Origin of the sequence: Parundibacterium terreum, from assembly GCF_014636315.1 — a bacterium.
In the GTDB taxonomy this organism is placed as follows: Bacteria; Pseudomonadota; Gammaproteobacteria; order Burkholderiales; family Burkholderiaceae_D; genus Undibacterium; species Undibacterium terreum.
The window spans coordinates 30088-54010 of sequence record NZ_BMED01000008.1; the positions used below are offsets into that span (position 1 = coordinate 30088).

Consider the following 23923-nt stretch of genomic DNA (forward strand, 5'->3'; position numbering starts at 1 on the left):
TTACCTGATCCGGGGGAATATTAGTTCCCTCGTCAACTTGCAAAGATACGTCCTGTGGTGCCAGTTCATCCCGAACGGCGCCGTAACATTCAGGGAGTATTTATGCCGCACCAACAGTCAATCCAACTATGGCGCTTGCCACGCGTCATCGCCGAAACTGGCCTGTCCAAATCAGAAATTTACCGGCGCATCAAAGCCGGAACCTTCGTCAAACCCGTCCGATTGGGAGCCAGGGCGATAGCTTTTGATTCATCCGCCATTCAATCTTGGGTCAAGTCCGTGATTCAGGGAGGTGTTCAATGAAACGCCCCTTGGACGTTCAACGTCCAATATTTGCCCTAACGATCGCCGCAAATTCCGGCTTCTATGTATTAGAAGTCAAGCTGGACGATAGCTGCTACCCGGTCGGCGCCTATCAAACGCCGGTAATCGCCTGGGCTATCGAAATGGAATTCCTGATCCCTTATCCGGTCACATTGGAAGGCGCACAACTCCACAATGAAGACATCTTATGCCCCAATGGTTCGATAGAGCGTGCATCAGACTGCTACTACCCCAATCTTGATGAGTGGCTAACGTGCAAGCAGTCGGAATACCTGAAACTGAAAGGGCGCTAGGCATGAGAATGTTCCTGTTCGAACACCCAACCCTTGCCATGCGACGGCACAGGGTTTATCCTATGTCCGTCACCGAAAAAGAAGTGACCTGGGGTGAGAGCCAGAAATACGAAAGCGCACGGACCGCGCAATGCGGTTTTTTTACGTGCGTATACCCTCGTTTACCTTCAATGGGCGGCGGTGGTAGGGGAGCCGCAAGGTTCGCCGGTGTGCTTTCGTGCCGGTCTCTCAACCCTGCCATCTGCTGCTCACCCCGTTTGAGAGCGGGGAAGCGGTTTAACCGCAACGAAGGAGGCACTATGCCTGGCTCACCCACGTCTGTCCAAACCCGACAGCTACCCCGCAATCCTCAATCCAATTCCCCATCGCTGTACTACGCAGGTGGCAACGTCGGCCTAGGCTACCCGCTGGCATCGTGCTATTTCGCCGTGGTGTCCAATGACACCGAACAGCACTGGTCCGTCGCCAAGACCGTGCGCCATTTCCTGGAATTCTCCCGCGAAGCCAAGGCCCGCATCCTGGCCGACTGCACTTTGCAGCAACGCTACAGCCAAGACGCCGATACCGAGCGCCACGCTTTGGCGCATACCCTGTCCACCTTGACCGGAGGCCACCATGCTTAAGCGCGACCAACAACCGGCCTTGCTGGCGAACCTGATCGGCCCCCATTTACCACCCGTGGCCCTGAATGTGTCTGCCCGCTATCAATTCTGCGTGGACGCCGGTGCCTGTGCTGCCGTGGACTTCTTTGACGATCTCGCCGCCGTCGGTCTGCACGACCATATTGCGCTCTCGCTGCAAGCCTTCAATAGGTCGCTACGAGCCGCCGCCCGCCAGAATCCTGAATTTGCCAGCATAGGCGCCCAAGCCTGTACCGACGCCTTTGCCGCTGGCTACCTGGGACGCATCCAGCAAGAGCTCCGGCTGTTTCACGGTGAGGCAACGTTAGGCCCAAAGGCCCCGAACCCGCCCGGTGGCCGTGCCGTGAGTCCGTCCGATACGCTCCATTGAGGCTCGCCATGACAAATAACATTCCCAATTTGGGCCCCTTAGGGACCGTCACGACCAGTTACAGCGGCGTTGAGCTCGTGATTCAAGACAATGCCTACGATCACGCCTGTATGCGGGCGGCACAGCTCGCCGCATTGCTAAGCGTCGTCGCCGATGTCAAATCTGACTTTAATAACTCCAGTAAAACCATACAAAGCGATGTGCTATGGCTGGCGTCCACCCTGGCCGATGAAGTGCAACAGTTGTTGCCCATCGTCCTCAAAGAAACCGGACGTGACGCCGCCGCCCATCGCCACTATATAGAAAGGGCCACGCATGACGCATCCCGTCAGCCATGAAGTGATACAGGCCGCACTCACGTATATCCCGGCCAATGACCGTGACCTGTGGCTACGGGTTGGCATGGCCCTTAAAGCCGAGCTCGGTGACCATGGCTGGAGCACCTTCGAAACCTGGAGCTTGAGCGCCGACAACTATGACGACAAAGCCGCCAAAGCCAGTTGGAAGAGTTTCAAGCTCGGCGGCAAAGTCTCCATCGGCACCCTGATCCATGAAGCGCAACAACGTGGCTTCGATCCCAAGCAGTATGCGCCGGCAACTCCCATCAGTGCGGAAGAGTTGCAACGCCTCAAGGCAGAACGTCTGCAACGCGATGCCACCGCCGAACAAGAAACCAAACGCAAGCAAGCCGCCGCTGCCAAGAATGCCGTCACCGCCTGGGATGCCGCCAGCCCGGAAGGCAGTTCGCCCTATCTGCAACGCAAGGCCATACTAGGGCACGGCGTGCGCTATCACGGCGACGTACTGTATATCCCCGTGATGGATCGCAACGGCACCCTATGGAATGTGCAACGCATCTTCGCCAATGGCGATAAGCGATTCTATAAAGACGGCATAGTGTCCGGCTGTTTCCACGTCGTTGGCGATATCGATGCCAGTGAGTGGCTACTGATCGCGGAGGGCTATGCGACCGCGGCCAGTTTGCACGAAATTACCGGCTATCCGGTGGTGATCGCCTTCTTTGCGCATAACCTCAAACATGTCGCCGCCCTGATGCGTGAGCGCTACCCGACCAAGACTATGCTGATCTGTGCCGATGACGATAGTGAATCCGCTGCCAAGACGGGCGTCAATGCAGGATTGGAAGCAGCGGCCAAAGTGGCTGAGCAAGTACACGCTCACTGCTGTCAGCCGATAGGATTGCAGGCCGGCGAAACCGACTTCAATGACTTGGCCCTGTCCAGTGGCAAACAGGCGGTACGTGACCAGATAGCGGCAGCGATGAATCAGCACTCACTCACGGATGAGCAAACCGTAATGGCGGCGCTGGATGTACCAGACACATTGCATGCATCGGATGTCCAAGTAACGCCGAGCACTTTGAATGATCCAGCCGAAGGAGTGAGCGCTAACGAGGTCGTGCCTGCGCAAGAGAGTAGCAAAGCGGCTAAGCGGACTAAGCAGACGCAAGCTAGGCCGGCAACACCCAGTGCTGAGCATGCCAGTAAGCCGTTCTTCACCAATGATGAGCGCGGCGTGTGGTTTCATGGCTTTAACCAGCAAGGTGACCCTTTGCCGGCCCAATGGATATGTTCTAGCCTCAGTATTACCGCCAAGTCCCGCGACGCCGTGAATGGTTCATGGGGTTATCTATTGGAATTTAATGATCCCGACGGCAACCCAAAACGCTGGGCCATGCCCGCCAGTATGCTAGCCGGGGACGGCAACCAATACCGGCAAGCGCTATTAGATATGGGCCTGCTGATCGGCGCCGGTTTGCAAGCCAAAAACCAACTGACTGTTTACATACAGACCACAGATACCGACGCCCGTGTCCGTTGCGTGGACCGGATTGGCTGGCATGATGATGTGTACGTCTTACCGGACTACACGATAGGGGATAGTGAAGACAGAGTGATGTTCCAAGCGGCTGGCGGCGTGGTGTCGCAGTTCAAGCAAAAAGGCCGCTTGGACGACTGGCGCACCAATGTATCAAGCCATTGCCGGGGTAATTCCCGTCTGCTGTTCTGCGTATCGGCCGGCTTTGCCGCGACCTTGCTGCATCACTCCGGCGTGCCCTCCGGTGGCTTCCATATCTGGGGCGATAGTTCTAGTGGCAAGAGTACAGCCTTTAAGGTCGCCGGCTCGGTGTTTGGTGGTCGCGACTACCCAAGGAATTGGCGCATGACCGACAACGCGCTAGAAACGGTAGCCGCGCAGCATTCAGATGCTTTGCTTTTGCTGGATGAAATCGCGCAGGTGGACCCTAAAGTAGTCGGCGATACCGTCTACATGTTGGCTAACGAGACTGGCAAGAGCCGAGCGACCCAGACCGCGACCGCCCGTAAGTCGCATACCTGGCGCATTCTGTTCTTAAGTGACGGTGAGGTCAGCCTGGCGAGTCATATGGCGGAAGCAGGCAAGGGAACCAGGGGCGGGCACGATGTGCGGATGGCGCATATCACGGCTGACGCGGGGAAAGGCTTTGGCGTATTCGATACCTTGCACGACTTCGCCAATGGTGCGGCGCTGTCTGATCATCTAGTAAAAATGAGCCAGCAATACTATGGCACTGCCGGTCTGGCCTTCATTGAACGGGCCGTCGCCAAGGCGGACACGCTACCGAATAGCCTGCGCAAGCGAGTCGGTGACTTGACCCGCGAGCTCTGCCCGCAAGAGGCCCACGGCCAAGTGTCACGGGTAGCCAGCCGCTTTGCCTTGGTCGGGATTGCCGGTGAACTGGCGACCGGCGCCGGGATTACCGGCTGGGCCGAAGGCGAGGCGATCAGTGCAGCCAGGACTTGCTTTGCCGATTGGCTAGCCAGCCGGGGTGGCGCTGGTAACGTCGAACATAGCGCAATGTTGAGCCAGGTGGTGGATTTCATCCAGCGCCATGGCGAATCACGCCTGACGTGGTGGCATAGGGCGATGGATGATCATAAGCCGAATACGATTAACCGCGCCGGCTTCAAGAAACAAGTCACCAAGGATGGCACGCCGATCAACAGCAATAGCGACTACCACAAGGAATACGGGGACAAGATGCATCCCGCCGAAGCCGAAGGAGCAGGCATTGAGTATTATTTCTTTGCCGACGTGTGGAAGAATGAAATCTGCAAGGGCTACAGCCATAAGGCGGTGGCTGACCTGCTGCTGAAGCATGGTTGCTTGATTCCGGCTACCACGGCGGAAGGGCAGTTCAAGAGTGCATCCCGGTCGGAACGCCTGCCGAGTGTCGGTAACGCCCGCTGCTATAAGATCACGGCGGACATTATGAATCTGCAGCACTAGGCCAAACGTATCAAGGTACAGCAACGCAGGCAACACACAGACTGACCAACACAGTCGCCATCAAGACAGTCGCGGCCCTGGGGGCGCGGGGAGGGAAACCTCTTCGCGCTGAAAAAAAACAGGGTCGCTGCTCACCAATGCCAGGGAAACACTGCCTGCGCCTCTCACCCTTTACTTCAGTATTAAAGTTATTAAACATGCATCTATCTGCCACACTTGCCACACTTCAAAAACAGCAAGTGTGGCGACTAAGTGTGGCACGCAACCCCAATAGGCATGCGGGTTTCCGGGGAGTTGGGAGAGCTGCCACACTGCCACACTTCAAAAGGTGGTGGTTCCGAGGCACGGTGTGCAACGTGGCCGGCACATTTAGAAGTATGCCAATCTTGATAGCTAGCATTCATGCGGTTTGTAGAGGGAAATACGGCTGTAAGCTGCATGTGGATTGGCTTTAGCAGTTGACTATCAATATCGCCGGCCTGAAACAGCGGGTCCTTCCCCGTGTTTTATGCATGAGGGTAATTCGATCCCCGTTGAATTCTTAGGCGTTGGGTGCTGCGCTTAGTTAAATTAACCATTGGTTAAATGTTGGTGGAATTTTAAACAAGGTTAACCGGCGTTTTTGAGGGTAGCGAGTCATTACCTCCGCGTATCTACCCAAGCGACAGGCTTCCCTTAATTTTTTAATGTTGCTTAAAAGGCAGCGAATGAAATGGGTTGTTGTGTTTTGTGAGTATGTTATGTTTCGGGAAAGTCTTTATTGGAGAAAACATATGTCTACGTTAGGTACTCTAACCCTAAGAAATTACAGATGCTTTGATTGGCATAACCCTGCTGCCCTTGTTTTCGGAGAGGGATTCACGGCATTAATTGGTCAAAACAATTCAGGGAAATCTTCGGCCTTACGTGCGGTATATGAGCTACGTAATCATTTAGCGAGTATTGGTTCCACATTACACAGAGGGAGTAATTTTCAGCTTGGTACCCCACTATTAGGAGTCGCTGACCCGTCGGAATTAGCCAACGATGGAGATTCGCGAAGATTCCAATTTGAGCTTGGAATTTCAGATTCTTTACGTCCCGAGAATCCTAATTATGCGCTGGCGTTGAAAGGTGTTTTTGAGTTTGACACTAATACACAAATATGTATCGCCACAAAAATTTTCGTGATTGGTGCGGATGGAACTGAAGAAGTCATAAATGAGTCGGAAATTAAGACTGGAGAACTGCAGAACGGATGGATAATTGCTTATCCAAATAAGAATCGCAACGTAGAATTCTCGAGGCTACTGGATTTTGCGAGAGATCTAAGCGCTTCGAAATATTTTCCGGCATTCCGAAACGCAATCAATGAAGGTGCGGGCACTTATTATGATATCCCTGTAGGTACCTCTCTGGTTTCGACATGGGACTCTTGGAAGGCTGGTAATTCAAAAGCGCAAAAACTGGCTATCGGTCGGGTCGAAAGGGAAATAGCTGAATTGTTAGGTTTCGGCTCTATACAAATTAACGCAGATCAAAGTGGAAAAACACTTGATGTGAATATAGACGGTCGCCCTCATAAACTATACGAGGTTGGTGCAGGAGTGGCGCAACTAATTATCGTACTTGCTGCCGCATTAGTCCAAAAGCCTCCATATATTTTGATTGATGAACCTGAGCTCAGTCTTCACCCATCGCTGCAATTGAATTTTTTGTCTACTTTGGGTACATACTCGACAAAAGGTCTTCTCTATTCTACTCATTCAATTGGGTTGGCTCGCAGTACTGCTAACCGGATATTTGCTACGTATAAAATCGCAAATGGTTCGTCGAAAATGGAGGCCCTAGGTGAGAGAGCTGTTAATTTTTCGGAGTGGCTTGGCGAATTAAGTTACTCTAGTCGCGTCGAGCTTGGATGCGAAGGGCTTCTGCTGGTGGAAGGACCAACTGATGTGCTCTTTTTCCAAGAATTTTTAAGGAAAATAAAAAAAGATGGCAAGTATGTAGTAATGCAGCTTGGCGGATCGTCGCTCATAAATTCCAAGATTGGCCCACATATCGCAGAAATGTCGAGGCTTATCGATCCATCAAAAATCTACGTATTTATCGACAGTGAAAAAAAATCTGAGGGCGAGCCAATCGCGGCGGATCGGTCTGAATTCATAACTGAATGTGGAAAATTTGGTGTCAGCGCGAGCGCTTCGGAACGTCGCGCGACTGAAAACTATTTTGAGGCCAAAGGAATTCGAGCCGCACTTGGTGACGAATATCAGCCTTTAGGTCCTTTTCAATTACTTAAAGAATCAGGTAAGCCGTGGAGAAAATCTGATAATTGGAGGATCGCCAGAGAGACCTCTTTCTCGGATATTAAGGACTCGGACCTGGGAAAATTTTTGTTATCCCTCTAGCTTGTCGTAATGAGAATCGCGTCAATTGTAGCGAGGTGTTTGGGGACCGGTCGGGTCTCAAATACTGTCAAAAAAATGCGAGGAATTATTTTTGACGGTATCTGTGACGGTATTTGTAAATTTAAAAAATACAATGTTATTGATTTGTAAGAGTATTTTTTATTTTTTCAATTCCGGCCTCGGCACCAGTACAAAGTTTTAGTTCAATCCAGAATATTCAAAAACCTGCATCTTTTGCGAGATGCAGGTTTTTTGTTTTGGCATATACGCGAACCTCAAATTCCTTGCTAGCTTCAGGATATCGTGCGCTCGGGCGGATATATCTTGTACGCGTCACCGCTTTTAAAATGAAAATGGTGCGCAGGCACTCAGCCGCATCCGGCCAGTGATCAAGCCCTTGCGACAAAAGATATCTTGTCGAAGCTGCAGCCGCTACGAAACCCATGCTCTCAGCATACTTTTTCAGCTTTGATTTTTCTTTCACAGGCAACGTGGCCGATCTATTTTTTTATCACTCGGCTTTTGCCGTATCGGCAAGAGGCTCTATAGCGGTAACAGCATGTATGGCGCTGACTCCACCATCGTTGAGCAGCAGGTCCAGGCCTTTGGCGGTGATTTTGCTGAAATCGATGTCTTCATATTTGCCTGGCTCATCAATCAAGTTGAGATGAACGACTCCTGAATGGATGAGTTTAAGTTCATCCAGGTAGACCATATTGGCGAACAGCGTCGCTTCATCGTACTGGGGAAATTTCTGGGTGAGGGGATGGATTCCGGCGGGGTAGCAGGCTGCAAGCATGGTGAGTATTTCGCGTTGCAAGGTGCGGTCTAGTTTCATGTGGGAGCCGGCTCATAGAATTGAAGTAGGGACACGACAATTTAGCACAGTGCGAATACATCATTCGCAGTCCGGTGAAGGAAAAGCTTCTCCAGGTTTTGCAAAAGGGCTCAGTCGGCCATTAAATTGCCTTTACATAGGTATTTATGAACCAGGCCATTACAGCGATAGTGGCGAAAGTGATCAGGATAATTGCGATATTGAATTTCATTTAGTTGACGATTTTTGCATCTCGTTTGTCTCTGATATGTTTGCTTAATTGAAATTATTTTTCTCAAGCAAATATTACAATAAAAAAACAAAAATGTAAAAATGTGTAACATCATGCGGATATGCGCTAGCGCTCGTGTGTGGACTCAGTAGATTGTTAGCAGGCAGGGAACCAAGTCTTCGTTGCAAAGTCCCTTAAAAGAGAAGGGCGTCGAAGGGGCTGCGGTCAATGGCAAATGGCAGGCCGGTCTGGCTGCCATACGCCCAAGTTGGCTTGGTGCTAGCATGGTCATAGAAGGAGGTGGCAATGGCGCATATCAATGTTGCTGAGTATAAAGGGCTGACGATTGCTCTACATACTTACGAGATGGCGGACTACCGGTTCCGCAGTTCGTACAAGATAGTACGTACCGATGGGGTGGTGACTTATACCGATGCCGATGTCGATTCCTGGCCTAGCGAGGATGAAGCGCGTGAGCATGCGATTGACATGGCCAAAGAAGCGATTGATGCGTTGACGGGGCCGACCAGGCACTAAGCCCGGCATCTGCATCGGCGCGACGGCATCTTGCCGGAATGATGTTTTTAAGGAGGCCGAAATGTCTAACGATGCAATTCGCAATGGATTTACTCGCCTGCAGGAATTGGTTGATGCTGCAGAGTCCCCTGAAGCTAAGGCACTGCTGGAGGCAATCCAGATTCACGCCTTTATACTGGATGCTCGGCTGGCGTCGCTGGAACATATCGCGGGAACATCCGGGACCCGGGGCAGCAGGGGGATACTGGGTGCTTAGTGCAGCAGCCGGCCCCTGTCCGGCAATCAAGGTTGGGCTGCGACTGCAGCTCCAGCTCCAGCCCTAGTTCCAGTTGTCTATCTTCATATCATCAGGTGCGGGTTTGCCCTTGCCGGCCTCGGCTTGCAGCTTCAGGCTTAAAAGGAACGTTGCCCACTTCATGCTGCAATGTGCCATGAACTCCACCTCTTCGCGCCAGTTTCTATGGCCGAACAGGATCAGCGTGCAATCGCCCTCCTGGGAAAGACTGAAGGTGACGTCGGTCCCCAGCCATTCTTCCGGCCCGGACGTGAAGTGCCAGTGCACTTCCTTGTTGACATCCAGCTTGCTTAATTCAAAGCCCATTTTGCCGATTTCTTCCCTTGAGGGCGTACGGAAATGAACCTGGATGCTGCCTCCAAGTCTGGATTCCCCACTGGTATCGCGGGTCCACCAGCCCGCAATACCTTCGATCGTTGACACAGCTGCGTACACTGTTGAGATGGGGGCCCTGATGCCAATTCTATGAACGATATTAGGCATTGTTGATTCTCCTTGCTGATGTCTTGATCCGGTTTACGCAAAAACATCCAGCGGCTTGCCGGTTTCCAGAAAGGACTTCAGGCTTGATATCACCCGCGGCCATCCTTTGCTGATGGCGGCAGCTGTTTCGGGGTTCAGTTGATCGTGCGTGATGGTCAGGCGTACCATGTCGCCTACTGTTTCAATGTCCATCGCAACGCGCGTATGCCTGGTTTTATCTGCAAAGTTGGATGGCCCTACCCAGCTCAGCACCAGGCGTTTTTGCGGGATATGCTCCAGTACCTCGCCGATGACTTTTACCGTGCGCTGTTCATTGGCGGCGACATGTTGCCATTTCGTGCCCGGCTTCCAGCCTGCCTCCGGCACGTTTTCATGGGCCCAGTATTGGCGCGTGATTTCACCTTCGATCAGGGCTTGCCATACCTTCTCAGGCGTGGCGGCGATATAGGTGACATAGACGAATTTTTCAGTATCCATAACGATCTCCTTTTGACTTTTTGTTTGCTTATTTGCTTCTTACTTGCACTCGCCCCAGACATGCAGCGGGCGTCCGGTTTCCAGCAGAGACTTCAGGCTCGACATCACACGCGGCCATCCGTTCGTGATTTTGGCTGCCATTTCGGCATGCAACTGGTCATGCATAATCGTCAGGCGCACCATGTCGCCCACCGTTTCGATATCGATCGCCACACGGGTGTGTTTGGCATCGTCTGCGATATCTTCGGGATCGACCCAGCTCAGCACCAGGCGCTTCTGCGGCACGTTCTCCAGTACGTCGCCAACATGCCTGACGGTGCGGTTGGCGTCGGCGCTGACGAGTTGCCACTTCGTGCCTTGCTTCCAGTCCGATTCCGACAAATTTTCATGGCCCCAGTATTGCCGGGTGATTTCGCTATCGAGCAGGGCATTCCAGACCTTGTCCGGCGTGGTGGCGATGTAGGTGACGTAGACGAATTTTTCTTTACTCATGGCTATCTCCTTCAAGCTTGCGTTTAAAGTCGTGCAACGCTTCCAGGCGCTGCTGTTCAAATTTCCTGATCCAGCGTTCGTAAATGTCGTGGATAGGAACCGGGTTGAAAAAGTGCAGCTTCTCACGCCCCTGCCGTTCTATAGCGATGAGGTTGGCGTCTTCCAGCAGGCCCAGGTGCTGGGTAACCGCTTGCCGGCTCATGTCCAGGCCCGCGCATAATTCGCCCAGCGCCTGGCCGTTTTTGGCGTGCAGGCGGTCAAGCAGTTGTCTGCGGCTGGGATCGGCGAGCGCCTTGAATACCTTGTCTATCTCCTGCATTTCCATCCTGGTCTGTGGCTATGAAATGCAAGCATTTGCTTGCATTTCTAAAGTATAGGCAAGCAAATACTTGCATGTCAAGGTCTGATTTGAAAGCGCTGAAGCGCGGGGGGGCGGACTAGCTTCCGCGAGGCTTGCTACCAGGCACTGTCTCCATCCAACTCCGTGCCAAACGATGCTAGGATGAGGCCTGTATTCACAGTAACCATCATCAAAACAATAGCAATATGGCTCGCCTTAATCTGATTTTTCCCGAAGACCAGTTCTACTATTCCACTACGCTGACCGTACGCGTCACCGATATCAACGGCGCCAACCATCTGGGCAACGATTCCATGATTTCCATGATCTCGGAAGCACGGGCGCGCTTCCTGTTTGAGTTCGGTATAGGCGAAACAGCCAGTGGCGGGCGTTTGCCCGGCATTATCGTGACCGATCTGGCGACGATGTATAAGGCAGAAGCCCATGCACGCGACCAGTTGCTGTTTGAGGTCGGCGTCATGGATTTTAATAAGTACGGCGGCGATATCACCTTCCGCATTACCCGGCCTGCGGATAACACGCTGGTGGCGATGGCGAAATCCGGCTTTGTCTGCTACGCGTACAAGAGCGGCAAGGTGGTTCCCATGCCGGAAGAGATACACCAAAAATTTCCGCGGCTGAACTGGGTGGATTGAGCTGGCTGGATCAAAGCATGGGGCTGCTCCAGCTCTTTGCAACGGAGCTGTCTCGCTTCAGATATGGGCATTTCAGCCGGCATCCTTTTCTGGCAGGCTTCGGCCAAACTGGATTGCGGCTATCATAGCTGTCTAAAGAGCCGATTAAGAGTTTGCTATGGATGCCAAGACCGCACATATCTTCAACGAAACCTATTTCCCCAAGATCAAACAACTGATACGTAACAAGTTACCCGCAGAAATCACTGCGGATGACCTGGATGGGAAAGCGCATCAGGCCAAGGCTGTCTATTTGCACGGCGGGCCGCTTGGTGCCGGCAAATATGAGTTTCCTATTGCGCTGACGATCTTTTGGAATCCGCATACGGTGAAAGAACTGGTCAAGCATCCTGGGAATAAAATGCGCCGTTTTGAACGGCACATTGCCAAATTTCTGAAAAATATAGAAACTTATACAGAGGTGGATTTTGCATCTTCATCGCAGCACGGTCACGAAACCCTGGGCATACCCGGCCCGGACTTTGAGGATGAATAGGGTAAAGGGCTGACGAGCGACGGTACGCCAGCAAACAGAACCGGTCGGTCCAGAGTGTTATTGTTTCCAGGTCAAATTTCATTCCAGGAGCACTTCATGAGCAGGCAGCCCGCAGAGTCTTTTAAAGGTTACGACATTTTTACCATTGCAATCCCGACCAAGGACGGCCGCTGGTCCGCAACGACCGAGGTGCAGAAAATGGGCGCGGCAGGCTTGGAGATCATGCAAAGCTTCACCCATCCATTTGAGGCCGCAACCGAGGCCGAGGCGAAAAACGCCGCGCTCCACGAGGCTGAGAGAAAAATCGTGGATCTGATCGCCAATCCGATCGGCGGCAACCTGTAGGCGAAAACCGGGGAATCTTTTTTCGCCGGGGCAAGCAGGACACGCTACCCTCTGTTTCCATTAGTTACAAAAAAACCCGCGCATTGGCGGGTTAAGAGGGTGCTGCGGGGAAATCAACAGGAGCTGTCTGGGTCCGGGTGTATCGCATGCTGAACCATTTCGGCGTACAGGCGCAGTACGGCGTCGTCGGCGGCTTCTTCGCTATTTCCGGCAGGGGCATCGTCCGGTTCAACGCGCCGCCTCCAGGCTTCGGTATCAGGTATTTCCGGTTTTTCCATAGATTTTCGAGATTTCGCCATTTGCTGCAGTGCGTTAAATTGTCTGTTTCCATCTTACTTCGCAATGGTCGAAAGTTTAACGATCTTGATTCTCGTGGTTTTGTAGGAGAAATCTTACGAACAAGAAATTTTTGTAGGAGTTTTTCTTGCACGCAGACCAGCACAAGTGACTAAATATCCAAACAGCAATACTCTCTTGTTGGCGTTTGAAAATACCTTGGCATGCTGGCCAGGCCCCTGTTTTTTGTTTTATCTGCGGCAAATGCGTGCAGCAAATACGTGAAGGTATAATGCTGCGTTCTGGAACGCATTCTCAGCTTGCTTGAAATGAGTTCTACATATCACCAGGTATCATCATTAAGAGAGCTCAGGTATGGTTGGGAAAGATTCGTTTGCGGCAACAGTCGTGGCAATGCTGCAAGAGAAATTAAAGACGGTATTCGTTAGCCGGGCGCAACGCAAAAAGGAAGCGGACGATTACGCAGCAATCTGCCTGGAAGCCTGGCGTATCGCCAGGGATACCGCCGCCGAACTGAGGGAGATTGCGCGCCAGTGCCATCTGGCAGTGGAGAATGGCAGTTTCAACTATGACTCCGGCAAGATTGCAGCAATACAAGACAGAATCGCCGCGCTGAAAGCCAAAAATTGCCCGCCCGAGCTCAAGATCACGATCAGCGATCTGGAAGCGATGATTGCCTGGACTGCGTTGTGCGAGCAAAAGATGTCCGGCCCCGCCAATTCTGCCCGCAGCCTGACGACGGCAGAAGCGGAAGAGAAAAGGTCGCATGCAGAGCAAGTAGAGGCCCAACTGGTGGTCAATGCGCGCCTGGCAACGGCAGAGGCAGACAAGTTTGTCGGCTGGTAAATGCGCAGGCATTTCTTGCCTCGCATCTGCCGATGTTGCGACTGATGCCTGGCGTCTTGTTGTAGCGTATCCATCCTCAAAAAATACGACTATGCGCTCCGTGATAAGATTTTCATCATTACATGGAGGCGTTTATGCGTACAGAGCAGATCAAGGGCCATGACATAGAGTTAGCCGGCGTGCGGGTGCCCAATAGTTCAAGTTGGACAGCGCATCTGACTATCTACGGGCGAGGCACCAATCCCATGCATCGCAACAGCGTTTTTCCCTATCAGCAGGTATGTGTGGAAACCGTGTTCAATAGCGAGCAGGCAGCCGAAGAAGCTGCGCTCAAGGTAGCTATGGAAATGCTCTGAATTTTTATGAAACGCGATCATGGCAGTACCTGGATGATGCGTTTATCCCGGATATACCGGATTTTATTTTTTGTTCTTGCGATGCCGGTCTGCAGACTCGCGTAGTATGGTGTAGTTCCAGTCGTAGGTATCCGTGCCATCATTTAGCGCAGTGATTACGCGGAACACATCCCTGTCTTCTTTCAGCCTTTGTCCCTTGGCCTCAAATTTTTGTGCAACGTCTTTGTTGGCGTAGACATCCAGATCGACTTCATCTCCTTCCAGTGCAGCCGGAGAAAGCACCGCCAGAATTGTTTTTTGAGTGAAATCGACTACATAGGTCGGTGGTTTTAGAAAATTCATTTCTTCCTCACTAGCTGGTGTATGCCTTTAGGAAGCGGGTACAAGGCAAGCTGCAACAGCGTTCCCGCTAAAGTATTCTACGCTTTGCGTAAGGGCGTGAACGATTTAATTGCACCTGTTTGTCATTTGCAAACAGTGCCGGCCTGTGTTTCTACGTCGTTTAACTTGATAAGAAAATAAGGGAAAAACCGCTGCATCGCCTCTGTCTTGTCAAGGCGATGCAGGGATGGATTTTGCGAGGTGCGTGCGCTCTAAATGGACGGGCGCTTCATCTGGCAAGAAGTGGGCTGGCTTGCAACAAAGCTATCGATCTTCTGTGTTGTTTTCCAGCCAAAGCCAGTGTTTTCCTGATCATACTTCACATCCTTGCCGTTGGTCTTAACCCAGGTTGTGATGTAGATAGGCTGTTGTGCCTGATGATCGCTTTTGCGCATTTCCACTTCACCGTTGAGGCTCTTGATCTTCATGCCTTCCATGGTAAAAGCGGTCTTTACCGGATCGACGGAATTATTATCCTTGAAGGCCTTGGACAGCATCGCGATAACGCTGTGGCTGGACATCAGCCAATAGTCTTCATTGTATTTTTTCTTGAAGGCTTCGGCGATTTCATGACCGGCATAGGTTTCGTTGTTGATGTTCCAGTTGCTGACGTTCTTCACGCGGTCCACACCGGCTGAACCCATTGCGGTAGGTACGCCAGTGGTGTAGGCCGTATAGGTATAGAAGTTGGCTTTCAGATCGGCTTCTTTGGCGGCCTTGATCAGCAGCGCCAGGTCATTGCCCCAGTTGCCGGTGATGACAGAATCAGCGCCGGAAGCCTTGATCTTGGCCACGTAGGGCGAGAAATCTTTGACGGTGGCGATAGGGTGCAAATCATCGCCGACGATCTGTATGTCCGGCCGTTTGCGCTTCAGGTAGTCTTTCGATGCCCGGCTCACTTGGTGCCCCAGCGCGTAGTTTTGACCGATGATGAAGACCTTCTTGATGCCCTGATCCTTGGCCATGAAGCTGGTCAGCGCTTCCATGCGCATGTCTGAATTCGGCTCAAAGCGGAAGTGCCAGAAACTGCATTTGGAATTGGTCAGATCCGGGTCCAGCGCGGCGAAATCGAGGAAGACCAGTTCCTTGCCCGGATTGCGCTCATTGTATTTATTGATGCCGTCAATCAGCGCAAATGCCACGCCGGAACCGCCTCCTTGCGTCACATAGCGGTAGCCCTGATCGATCGCGGCTTTCAACTGCGTCAGCGAATCCTGCGGGCTGCCTTTGCCATCAAAGCCGACCACCTCTATCGTATTATTGCCGGCCCATTTCTGCTGGTTGGCCAGGTCGGCAACCATCTGGAAATTCTTCAGCGCGGTTTGTCCCGGCGGTGCAAACGCACCCGACAGCGCGTCGATAAAAGCGATTTTTACATTCTCTGCCTGCGCCTGTGTCGCCAAGCCCAAGGCAGTGAATGACAAGACTATGCTCATTTTCTTCAAACGATGTTTCATTCGGATATCTCCATATTTATTATTGATTTATTTATTTGCAAAGCGACAAACACATGCGACCGCAAGCTTCGGGCATGATGAAGCTTTGTTTCTTTTTTACTGCCGTTGCCACATTTTTAAGCGACCTGTTGAATATATCGCAAGGAATATGAATGCGCTAGAACTCATTTGCGTTGACGCCGGGAGGGCTGTCTGGTGTTGGTAAAAATGTCTTTTGTTGATTTCATTGCTGTATCATCTCGCTTTCAAACCAAGTGTATGCCGGTTTTTTGCTTTCTGTGATGAAGCTTAAGCTGGGGTACACTTTAGGAACCTTAATTTTTTAGGTAACAAATATCCGGCATTTATTGTCTTGCGTGCATGTTCATAGATGTGCGCGCGTGGCAGAAGTCGATAAAAAGTCGATATTTAAGACCCAACAGATCATGCAGATGGAAGCTACCAAAGTTGTAGAGTTTGAACGTCCACAAATGGACAGCGGCACCAGTTGTGTCGCCAATGCCTGGGCCAAGGTGCCCGTCATACCTTCCGCTACGGAAAAAGAAGCGCTGAAGCAGCGCATCAAGCAATTATTGCGTGAACAAAATGCGGTATTGGTTGCCCACTATTATGTGGATGCCGATATCCAGGACCTGGCCGAAGAAACCGGCGGTTGCGTTTCCGATTCCCTGGAAATGGCGCGCTTCGGCCGTGACCATGAAGCCAAGACGCTGGTGGTTGCCGGCGTGCGCTTCATGGGCGAAACAGCAAAGATACTGAGTCCCGAAAAACGCATCCTGATGCCGGATCTGGATGCTACCTGTTCGCTGGACCTGGGTTGCCCGGCCGACGAGTTTGCCGCGTTTTGCGACGAGCATCCAGACCGTACCGTGGTGGTGTATGCCAACACCAGTGCGGCAGTCAAGGCCAGGGCGGACTGGATGGTAACTTCCAGCATAGGCCTGGACATCGTTGCCGACCTTCACGCGCAGGGCAAGAAAATCTTGTGGGCGCCGGACAAGCATCTTGGCGCCTATATCCAGAAGCAGACCGGTGCAGACATGCTGTTATGGCAGGGCTCTTGCCTGGTGCATGACGAGTTCAAATCGGTAGAGCTGGAAACGCTGAAGGAAGAATATCCAAACGCCAAAGTGCTGGTGCATCCGGAATCCCCGGCCTCTGTTGTTGCTCTGGCCGACGTGGTCGGTTCCACGACGCAGATGATCAATGCAGCCAAAGAGATGGATGCGAAAGAGTTCATCGTCGCAACCGATAACGGCATCCTGCACAAGATGCAGATGGCGGCTCCGGATAAACATTTTATCGTTGCGCCGACGGCCGGTAACAGCGCTACCTGCAAGAGTTGCGCGCATTGCCCATGGATGGCGATGAATGGCCTGGTGAATCTTGCGCAAGTGCTGGAAACCGGCGCCAACGAGATCCATGTGGATAGTGAAGTCGGCAAGAAAGCCACGGTCTGTATAGACCGCATGCTGGATTTCGCTGCAAAGAAAAAAGCTAATGTGCGCCCGAGCGCAGATCTGGCAAAAGAACAAAAACTGTTTTCAGGTATAGGCCCTGCATGAGTGAGCAAATCAAAGAATCCGCTTCCACATTAGCTAATTCCACGTTAACTAATCCCTTTGCGCCGTTTGATGCGGCACTCGCTGCCGCCTTTGAGCGCAACGTCGCCGATGCGCTGGCAGAAGATGTCGGCAATGGCGACCTGACCGGCAAGCTGGTACCCGCCGATGAATGGGTGAGTGCGAATGTCGTCGTGCGCGAACAGGCCGTGCTGTGCGGCGCTCCCTGGTTTGAGGCGGTGATGAGCAGGCTGGACGCTGGTATTCGCATTCAATGGCAGTATGCCGAGGGTGCGCTGATGGCGGCGGATACGGTAGTGTGCAAGATAGAAGCACCGGCGCGCGCCTTACTGACAGCAGAGCGTGGCGCACTGAATTTCCTGCAATTGCTGTCCGGTGTCGCCAGCGCTACACGCCGCTATGTGCAGATCGTAGAGGGCACGCGTGCCGCTATCCTGGATACGCGCAAGACCATGCCGGGATTGCGCCTGGCGCAAAAATACGCGGTACGCGTGGGTGGCGGCAAGAATCAGCGCCTGGCCTTGTATGACGGCATCCTGATCAAGGAAAACCATATTGCCGCAGCAGGCGGCGTTACTGAAGCCATGCAAGCTGCGCTGGCCCTGAATGCGGGCGTCAGCATACAGATAGAAGTGGAAAACCTGAAAGAACTGGAAGATGCCTTGCAGGCGGGCGCGACATCCATCTTGCTGGATAACTTTACGACTGCTCTGATGCGTGAAGCGGTGGCATTGACTGCCGGACGGGCAATACTGGAAGCCTCCGGCGGTGTGGATACCACAACGGTCAGGGCGATTGCCGAAACTGGGGTGGACAGGATATCTATCGGTAGCCTGACCAAGGATATAAAGGCAACAGATTTTTCGCTGCGTATTATCTAAAAAAACGGTGTAGAAAAAACGGTTCAGGAAAAACGATAAAAGCCTAAGCCATCAACAAAAGAGCGCCGCAAACCGGGCGCTCTTTTGTTTTGCATCTGCTTATTTCTTGCGTTTTGGCGACAGCACGGTGGCCAGTGCTTTCGGCAAGGTATCCGGATAATCGCGGCTGAAATGCAGGCCGCGGCTTTCGCGGCGGGATAGCGCGCTGTTGACGATCAGCGATGCCACTTCCACCAGGTTACGCAGCTCCAGCAGGTTGTTGGAAATGCGGAAATTGGCGTAGTACTCGTCTATCTCTTCCTTCAGCAGGCGTATACGGTGCTTGGCTCTTTCCAGGCGCTTGGTCGTGCGCACAATGCCGACATAGTTCCACATGAAGCGGCGCAACTCGTCCCAGTTATGGGCGATGACGACTTCTTCATCGGCATCCGATACCCGGCTTTCATCCCAGGATGGCAGTTTGCGAAACTCTGCTTCCGGCTGGCTGGCGATATGCTGTGCCGCAGCTTTGCCGACCACCAGGCATTCCAGCAGCGAGTTGCTGGCCAGGCGGTTGGCGCCGTGCAGGCCGGTATAGGCGGTCTCGCCCACTGCATACAGGCCGGGCAGGTCAGTGCGGCCGGTGGTGTCGGTGACGATGCCGCCGCAGGTGAAATGCACCGCAGGCACCACTGGTATCGCCTGCTTGGTGATATCGATGCCCAGCTCCAGGCATTTTGCATAGATGGTGGGGAAGTGTTCTTTCAGGAATTCCGGCGGCTGGTGGCTGATGTCCAGTTCCACATAGTCCAGGCCGCGCTTTTTCATTTCAAAGTCGATCGCGCGGGCAACGACGTCGCGCGGCGCCAGTTCCATTCTCTCGTCATGCGCCTGCATGAAGCGGGTGCCTGCTGCATTGCCTGCCTCTGCCGGCAGCTTCAGCACGCCGCCTTCGCCGCGTACTGCTTCGGTGATCAGGAAGGATTTTGCGTAGGGGTGATACAGGCAGGTAGGGTGGAACTGCATGAACTCCATATTCGCCACGCGGCAGCCTGCGCGCCATGCCATCGCGATACCATCGCCGGTTGCAGTATCCGGATTGGTCGTGTAAAGGTAGACCTTGCCGGCGCCGCCGGTCGCCATTACCGTGTGATGTGCTGAAACAGTATGCACCTTGCCGGTTTTGACATCCTGCACATACAGGCCGACGCAGCGCGGCGTAGGGGACTGGTCGCCCAGCTTGGAAGTGGTGATGACGTCAATCGCGTAGTGGTGTTCCAGCAGCGTGATATTGGGATGAGAGCGCACCTTTTCTTCCAGCGTGACCTGCACCGCATGGCCGGTCGCATCTGCTGCATGGATGATCCTGCGCTGGCTGTGGCCGCCCTCGCGGGTCAGGTGAAAACCCAGTTCCGCACTGTCGTCACGGGTAAAGGGCACGCCTTGTTCTATCAGCCAGTCTATCGCTTCGCGTCCGTGTTCTATGATGAAGCGGGTCGCGCCTTCATCGCATAGGCCGCCGCCGGCGATCAAGGTATCCGAGATGTGCTGGTCATGGCTGTCTCCGGAGTCCAGCACGGCGGCAATGCCGCCTTGCGCCCAGTTACTGGCGCCGTCCAGCAATTCTTTCTTGGAGATCACTGCTACCTTGCGGGTCTTTGCCAGATGCAGCGCCACCGATAAACCTGCCAGGCCGCTACCTACTATTGCAACGTCGAATTTCATGTTCATATGATTTTGATATACATTGGCTGAGGCGGAGGTTGTACCGCATGTCTCGTGCGGGGAGCTTCTACTGCTGCCGTCCGGTGCCGTACCCAAGGTGGGTGTGCCAAAATGAGCCTAAACTATAGACTATTTTTGGTTTGGGCACTTTGATTGATATATTTTATCTCGCTAGCGTGTCTTGCTCACTTGGCGATTGAGCTGGCCGTTTTAGTATTGCTGGCCGGGGGTAGCCCGGCATGCTACTTACTTTCTTTGCTTCGCCAAAGAAAGTAAGCAAAGAAAGGCGACCGCAAGCCTCGCCCCTTCGGGGTGCCCGATTATGCGGTACAAAAAATGGGAAACGGGCGAAACTCGCTGCGCTCAGACACACCCGTTTCTGATCCATTTTCTGTACCGCACAATCGGCGAGGCTCAGAGCGGTTTAAAGTCAAAAGCAGAAGCAAAAACCAAGTCAAAAACAACGGCAACCAGATTCTCCGAAAGCAAATAGAACTTGCTCAGTGCAATAAGTTGGCTTGATCGGGGGTTTTTGTTGACGTTGGTTTTGACGTGCCCCCGCTTGGGACGCAGTATTTTGTGCGTTACAGAAAATGGATCAGAAATGAACGTTGTCTGAGCCGAAGGCGAGTTTCGTTCATTTCCCATTTTTGTAATGCAGCAAAATGTGATGGCACTACGTGCCATCACCCGAAGGGCAAGTCTGCGGTCGTCTTCTTTTTGCTTACTTTTTCTTGACGAAGCAAGAAAAAGTGAGTGGCCGCCGGGCCACCCCCGGCTTGTACCGACGAAGAGTAAACTTAATTTAGCACTGCCTCATGAACGCGGAAGCGCTTACAGCGTAATCTACTTAACTACCACTGGCTTCACCGTAGCCGCAGCCTGCTTAGCCAACACCCGCGCCGCATCGGTATCGGCCGCAACCGCCAACGCCACGCCCATGCGCCTGCGCGCGAAAGATTCAGGCTTACCGAACAGGCGAATATCCACGCCTGGGGTTTGCAGCGCTTCTGCCACGCCTTCAAAGGCAATCGCTTTTGCATCATGCTGGCCATAGATGACGGCGGAGGCGGCAGGGGATTTCAGTGCGACGTTGACAGGCAGGCCCAGGATGGCTTTGGCGTGCAGTTCGAATTCATTCTGCACCTGGCTGGCCATGGTGACCATGCCGGTGTCGTGCGGGCGCGGGCTGACTTCGGAGAACCAGACCATCTCATCCTTGACGAACAGTTCTACGCCGAACAGGCCCAGGCCGCCTAGGTCGTCGGTCACTTTCTTGGCGATGTCGCGCGAGCGTTCCAGGGCTTTGCTGTGCATGATTTGCGGCTGCCAGGATTCTACGTAGTCGCCCTGTACTTGAACGTGGCCGATAGGGTCGCAGAAGTGGGTTTCTACTTCGCCGTTTTTGCCGATGGCGCGCACTGTCAGTTGCGTGATTTCATAATCGAAGTCGATGAAACCTTCGACGATTACGCGGCCGGAGTTGACGCGGCCGCCTGCTGCTGCATAGTTCCACGCTTCTTCCACTTCGGCAGCGCTGTCGATCTTGGATTGGCCTTTGCCGGAGGAGGACATGACCGGTTTGATGATGCAGGGGAAGCCGATCTCGGCGCAGGCGGCTTTCAGTTCATCCAGGCTGTCGGCAAAGCGGTAAGGGGAGGTCGGCAGGGACAGGGTTTCGGCTGCCAGGCGTCGTATTCCTTCCCGGTTCATCGTCAGCCATGCTGCGCGCGCTGTAGGAATGACTCGTACCTTGCCGGCATTTTCCAGCTCCACCAGCATAGGCGTTGCAATCGCCTCTATTTCAGGGACAACCAGATCGGGCTGCTCCAGTTCTATCAGTTTTGCCAGTGCAGTGCCATCTGTCATATCTATCACATGGGCCCTGTGGGCGACCTGGTGGCCGGGAGCGTTTTCATAGCGGTCCACCGCAATCACTTCCACACCCAGGCGCTGCAGGGAAATAATCACTTCCTTGCCCAGTTCACCGGAACCCAGCAGCATGACTTTGGTTGCAGTGTGGGATAAGGGCGTGCCCAGTCGTTTTATCGTATTCATAGTTATTAATAAGTAGTTTGGGGAAATGGATAGTAATAGATGTGCCGGTATCGCTATTTGACTGACTTGTGCGTGAAAACTGCAGCGCGGAATACGGCAGCGCAATATTGCTGAAGCGCCTCTCAGAATGTGCGGTTATCGATTCTACTTCAGTATCAGCCATATTTAATTGCGCTGATGGGCGCACGCCAAAGCCGATTTACGCTGAAATGGATAGCCGAAATTATACTTTCGATTTAATATGAAAAACCGGCATAGATTGTAATGAAAATACGCAAAGCGCTTGACATGGGGCTTTGCCGCTTGATTTAATACTGGCTGCAGATTTTCTGCTTGCCGTGATAGATGCTCGACAAATAAAATAATCGGATACATCATTGCGAAGTCAAACTTTTGTGAGGGGGCGTAAGTGAATAAAACTGAATTGATCGATCACATTGCGAAAACTGCGGACATTTCTAAAGCTGCATCATCACGTGCGCTGGACGCGGTGATCGGTGCCGTTAAAACGACATTGAAGAAAAACGGTACTGTTACCCTGGTGGGTTTTGGCACCTTTTCCGTAGGTAAACGCGCTGCCAGGACTGGCCGTAATCCACGTACTGGCGATGCAATAAAAATCAAAGCTGCGAAAGTTCCTAAATTTAGGCCTGGCAAAGCTTTGAAAGATGCGGTAAACTAATGGACTTCGTGGTGCGGTGACAAGCACCACCTTGTTGTAGCAGTGTTGTAGGATGGGGCGCTTAGCTCAGTTGGTAGAGCGGAGCCCTTACAAGGCTTAGGTCGGGAGTTCGAGCCTCTCAGCGCCCACCATCAATACTGTTCAGCATAAATGCAAGATCTTAGGAGTGGTAGTTCAGCTGGTTAGAATACCGGCCTGTCACGCCGGGGGTCGCGGGTTCGAGTCCCGTCCACTCCGCCAAGAATACAAAATGCCCGCGCAAGCGGGCATTTTTATTTGTATCTACCATCTTGCCCGCTTGCGGGCGTATATTGCGGAGGGGAGAAAGCCGCCTGCGCGGCTTTCGGGGGGACTCGAAGGGAATCGCTTGCAAGCGATTCAGCGGCCTGCAAGGTGTGGGCGAGTCCCGTCCACTCCGCCAAGAATACAAAATGCCCGCGCAAGCGGGCATTTTTATTTGCATCTGCCATTTTGCCCGCTTGCGGGCTCCCATCCGCGCCGAGTGCTATTTAAGCTGCTCTTTTAGCAGGACTGCGACGGATTGTAGTATTTCTGCAGAAAGCTGATCATCATTCACCGCGCGCGCCAATGACACTGCGCCTACCAGTGTGGAAAGCGCAGTGATGGCTTTCGCTCTTCTCGCTTCATCTTTTTTGTCCGGGATTAAACTGTTTAGCAAGTCCAGGTAGATGCCTACCTGTTTGGTGTAGGCTGAGCGTGCCCTGTCGTTGCTGCGGGCGACGTCGCCGGCCAGAGTAGTAACTGCGCAGCTACTTGCCAGTTGGTCGCGATGAACTGGGCTCAGATAACCATCTATGACCGCTGCCAACGGCGCTTGTTTGATATTGGCAATGGCAGCAACCGCTTTTCCGCCATCCTGCAGCGCGCACTCTATCGCCTCTGCCACCAAGCCTTCGCGTGAATCAAAATGCCGATAGAAGCCGCCGTGGGTCAGTCCTGCATCTTTCATCAGATCGGCCAGGCCTATACCGTCAACGCCGGTCTCGCGAAAGCGTTGCGCGGCGACTTTGACGATACGTTCATGGCTCTTGGCCTTTTCTGCCTTTGAATGGCCCATCTAAAAACTCCCCCATCTTCGGGCTTGACAATGTGGATTATATTCGACATCATCCCTGATGAGGATGATGAGTATAATTCTG

At 52.9% G+C, this 23923-nt stretch carries 29 protein-coding genes and 2 tRNA genes; 19 read left to right on the forward strand and 12 right to left on the reverse strand.

All coding sequences use genetic code 11. The annotated features are described in order from the left end of the window. The first annotated feature begins 102 nt into the window (after window positions 1-102). The 7 genes from IEW12_RS26490 to IEW12_RS26520 all read left to right on the forward strand — a co-directional run bounded on the left by IEW12_RS26490 (window position 103) and on the right by IEW12_RS26520 (window position 7309). Window positions 103-303 (forward strand): helix-turn-helix transcriptional regulator, encoded by a 201-nt coding sequence (locus IEW12_RS26490; protein ID WP_188569162.1) that lies wholly within the window; start codon window positions 103-105, stop codon window positions 301-303. Then, a complete protein-coding gene (locus IEW12_RS26495) occupies window positions 300-617 on the forward strand; it encodes a hypothetical protein (RefSeq protein WP_188569163.1) in 318 nt (105 codons plus the stop codon). The genes IEW12_RS26490 and IEW12_RS26495 overlap by 4 nt, the downstream gene beginning before the upstream one ends. Before the next feature lie 299 nt (window positions 618-916). Beyond that, entirely contained in the window at window positions 917-1240 is a 324-nt protein-coding gene (locus IEW12_RS26500) for a hypothetical protein (protein WP_188569164.1), read from the forward strand. Further along, a complete protein-coding gene (locus IEW12_RS26505) occupies window positions 1233-1628 on the forward strand; it encodes a hypothetical protein (protein WP_188569165.1) in 396 nt (131 codons plus the stop codon). The genes IEW12_RS26500 and IEW12_RS26505 overlap by 8 nt, the downstream gene beginning before the upstream one ends. 8 nt (window positions 1629-1636) lie before the next feature. Continuing rightward, window positions 1637-1966 carry a hypothetical protein gene (locus IEW12_RS26510; protein ID WP_188569166.1) on the forward strand — a complete coding sequence of 110 codons (330 nt, stop codon included), beginning with the start codon at window positions 1637-1639 and terminating at the stop codon, window positions 1964-1966. Continuing rightward, the gene (locus IEW12_RS26515) at window positions 1944-4919 is read left to right on the forward strand and encodes a DUF927 domain-containing protein (RefSeq protein WP_188569167.1); all 2976 of its coding nucleotides are present in this window, start codon (window positions 1944-1946) and stop codon (window positions 4917-4919) included. Before IEW12_RS26510 ends, IEW12_RS26515 begins: the two co-directional genes overlap by 23 nt. A gap of 773 nt (window positions 4920-5692) precedes the next feature. Further along, window positions 5693-7309 carry an ATP-dependent nuclease gene (locus IEW12_RS26520; protein ID WP_188569168.1) on the forward strand — a complete coding sequence of 539 codons (1617 nt, stop codon included), beginning with the start codon at window positions 5693-5695 and terminating at the stop codon, window positions 7307-7309. A gap of 217 nt (window positions 7310-7526) precedes the next feature. Here IEW12_RS26520 and IEW12_RS26525 read toward each other — a convergent pair whose 3' ends face one another. Both IEW12_RS26525 and IEW12_RS26530 read right to left on the reverse strand, forming a co-directional pair. After that, entirely contained in the window at window positions 7527-7793 is a 267-nt protein-coding gene (locus IEW12_RS26525; protein WP_188569169.1) for a hypothetical protein, read from the reverse strand. Window positions 7794-7820: 27 nt separating this feature from the next. Next, a complete protein-coding gene (locus tag IEW12_RS26530; protein ID WP_188569170.1) occupies window positions 7821-8147 on the reverse strand; it encodes a hypothetical protein in 327 nt (108 codons plus the stop codon). A gap of 517 nt (window positions 8148-8664) precedes the next feature. Between IEW12_RS26530 and IEW12_RS26535 the strand changes: the two genes are divergently transcribed. Beyond that, window positions 8665-8895: a hypothetical protein gene (locus tag IEW12_RS26535; RefSeq protein WP_188569171.1), complete on the forward strand. Its 231-nt coding sequence runs from the start codon at window positions 8665-8667 to the stop codon at window positions 8893-8895. 61 nt (window positions 8896-8956) lie between these two features. Further along, on the forward strand, window positions 8957-9151 hold the full coding sequence (locus IEW12_RS26540) for a hypothetical protein (RefSeq protein ID WP_188569172.1): 195 nt from the start codon (window positions 8957-8959) through the stop codon (window positions 9149-9151). 63 nt (window positions 9152-9214) lie between these two features. On the opposite strand, the gene IEW12_RS26545 is transcribed toward IEW12_RS26540, so the two are convergent. From IEW12_RS26545 to IEW12_RS26560, 4 genes are read right to left on the reverse strand one after another with little or no spacing between them, the layout of a single operon-like run. Continuing rightward, window positions 9215-9673 (reverse strand): SRPBCC family protein, encoded by a 459-nt coding sequence (locus tag IEW12_RS26545; RefSeq protein WP_188569173.1) that lies wholly within the window; start codon window positions 9671-9673, stop codon window positions 9215-9217. Window positions 9674-9706: 33 nt separating this feature from the next. Continuing rightward, a complete protein-coding gene (locus tag IEW12_RS26550) occupies window positions 9707-10150 on the reverse strand; it encodes an SRPBCC family protein (RefSeq protein WP_188569174.1) in 444 nt (147 codons plus the stop codon). A 39-nt stretch (window positions 10151-10189) separates the two neighbouring features. Next, a complete protein-coding gene (locus IEW12_RS26555) occupies window positions 10190-10642 on the reverse strand; it encodes an SRPBCC family protein (protein WP_188569175.1) in 453 nt (150 codons plus the stop codon). Next, window positions 10635-10961 carry an ArsR/SmtB family transcription factor gene (locus tag IEW12_RS26560; RefSeq protein ID WP_371874587.1) on the reverse strand — a complete coding sequence of 109 codons (327 nt, stop codon included), beginning with the start codon at window positions 10959-10961 and terminating at the stop codon, window positions 10635-10637. The genes IEW12_RS26555 and IEW12_RS26560 overlap by 8 nt, the downstream gene beginning before the upstream one ends. 227 nt (window positions 10962-11188) lie before the next feature. Between IEW12_RS26560 and IEW12_RS26565 the strand changes: the two genes are divergently transcribed. From IEW12_RS26565 to IEW12_RS26575, 3 genes are all read left to right on the forward strand, one after another. Continuing rightward, window positions 11189-11638 (forward strand): thioesterase family protein, encoded by a 450-nt coding sequence (locus IEW12_RS26565; protein ID WP_188569177.1) that lies wholly within the window; start codon window positions 11189-11191, stop codon window positions 11636-11638. 157 nt (window positions 11639-11795) lie between these two features. Next, window positions 11796-12173: a DUF5594 family protein gene (locus tag IEW12_RS26570; RefSeq protein ID WP_188569178.1), complete on the forward strand. Its 378-nt coding sequence runs from the start codon at window positions 11796-11798 to the stop codon at window positions 12171-12173. Window positions 12174-12269: 96 nt separating this feature from the next. Continuing rightward, entirely contained in the window at window positions 12270-12518 is a 249-nt protein-coding gene (locus IEW12_RS26575) for a hypothetical protein (protein WP_188569179.1), read from the forward strand. A gap of 113 nt (window positions 12519-12631) precedes the next feature. On the opposite strand, the gene IEW12_RS26580 is transcribed toward IEW12_RS26575, so the two are convergent. Continuing rightward, window positions 12632-12796 carry a hypothetical protein gene (locus tag IEW12_RS26580; protein ID WP_188569180.1) on the reverse strand — a complete coding sequence of 55 codons (165 nt, stop codon included), beginning with the start codon at window positions 12794-12796 and terminating at the stop codon, window positions 12632-12634. Window positions 12797-13169: 373 nt separating this feature from the next. Here IEW12_RS26580 and IEW12_RS26585 point away from each other — a divergent pair, with 373 nt between their 5' ends. Together IEW12_RS26585 and IEW12_RS26590 are read left to right on the forward strand one after the other, a co-directional pair. Continuing rightward, window positions 13170-13661, forward strand: a complete 492-nt coding sequence (locus IEW12_RS26585) for a hypothetical protein (RefSeq protein ID WP_188569181.1) — start codon at window positions 13170-13172, stop codon at window positions 13659-13661. Between the two features lie 134 nt (window positions 13662-13795). After that, a complete protein-coding gene (locus IEW12_RS26590) occupies window positions 13796-14017 on the forward strand; it encodes a hypothetical protein (protein WP_188569182.1) in 222 nt (73 codons plus the stop codon). 63 nt (window positions 14018-14080) lie between these two features. Here the strand turns inward: IEW12_RS26590 and IEW12_RS26595 are convergent, their stop codons facing one another. Both IEW12_RS26595 and IEW12_RS26600 read right to left on the reverse strand, forming a co-directional pair. Beyond that, window positions 14081-14359 (reverse strand): hypothetical protein, encoded by a 279-nt coding sequence (locus tag IEW12_RS26595; RefSeq protein WP_188569183.1) that lies wholly within the window; start codon window positions 14357-14359, stop codon window positions 14081-14083. Between the two features lie 251 nt (window positions 14360-14610). Beyond that, a complete protein-coding gene (locus IEW12_RS26600; protein ID WP_188569184.1) occupies window positions 14611-15855 on the reverse strand; it encodes a branched-chain amino acid ABC transporter substrate-binding protein in 1245 nt (414 codons plus the stop codon). Between the two features lie 425 nt (window positions 15856-16280). Here IEW12_RS26600 and nadA point away from each other — a divergent pair, with 425 nt between their 5' ends. Both nadA and nadC read left to right on the forward strand, forming a co-directional pair. Next, the gene (gene nadA / locus IEW12_RS26605) at window positions 16281-17420 is read left to right on the forward strand and encodes a quinolinate synthase NadA (protein WP_188569351.1); all 1140 of its coding nucleotides are present in this window, start codon (window positions 16281-16283) and stop codon (window positions 17418-17420) included. Beyond that, entirely contained in the window at window positions 17417-18319 is a 903-nt protein-coding gene (gene nadC, locus IEW12_RS26610) for a carboxylating nicotinate-nucleotide diphosphorylase (protein ID WP_188569185.1), read from the forward strand. Before nadA ends, nadC begins: the two co-directional genes overlap by 4 nt. Window positions 18320-18418: 99 nt before the next feature. Here nadC and nadB read toward each other — a convergent pair whose 3' ends face one another. Continuing rightward, window positions 18419-20023, reverse strand: coding sequence for an L-aspartate oxidase (gene nadB, locus IEW12_RS26615; RefSeq protein ID WP_188569352.1), 1605 nt, complete (start codon window positions 20021-20023; stop codon window positions 18419-18421). A gap of 846 nt (window positions 20024-20869) precedes the next feature. Continuing rightward, on the reverse strand, window positions 20870-22081 hold the full coding sequence (gene purT / locus IEW12_RS26620; protein WP_188569186.1) for a formate-dependent phosphoribosylglycinamide formyltransferase: 1212 nt from the start codon (window positions 22079-22081) through the stop codon (window positions 20870-20872). A gap of 409 nt (window positions 22082-22490) precedes the next feature. On the opposite strand from purT, the gene IEW12_RS26625 reads away from it, so the two are divergent. The 3 genes from IEW12_RS26625 (at window position 22491) to IEW12_RS26635 (ending at window position 23003) form a co-directional block, all read left to right on the forward strand. Then, complete coding sequence (locus tag IEW12_RS26625) at window positions 22491-22763, forward strand: HU family DNA-binding protein (RefSeq protein ID WP_188569187.1); 273 nt, start codon at window positions 22491-22493, stop codon at window positions 22761-22763. Between the two features lie 55 nt (window positions 22764-22818). Next, a tRNA-Val gene (locus tag IEW12_RS26630) sits at window positions 22819-22894 on the forward strand. Window positions 22895-22926: 32 nt separating this feature from the next. After that, window positions 22927-23003 (forward strand) — tRNA-Asp (locus IEW12_RS26635). Between the two features lie 265 nt (window positions 23004-23268). On the opposite strand, the gene IEW12_RS26640 is transcribed toward IEW12_RS26635, so the two are convergent. Continuing rightward, entirely contained in the window at window positions 23269-23841 is a 573-nt protein-coding gene (locus IEW12_RS26640; RefSeq protein ID WP_188569188.1) for a TetR/AcrR family transcriptional regulator, read from the reverse strand. Window positions 23842-23923 lie beyond the last annotated feature (82 nt).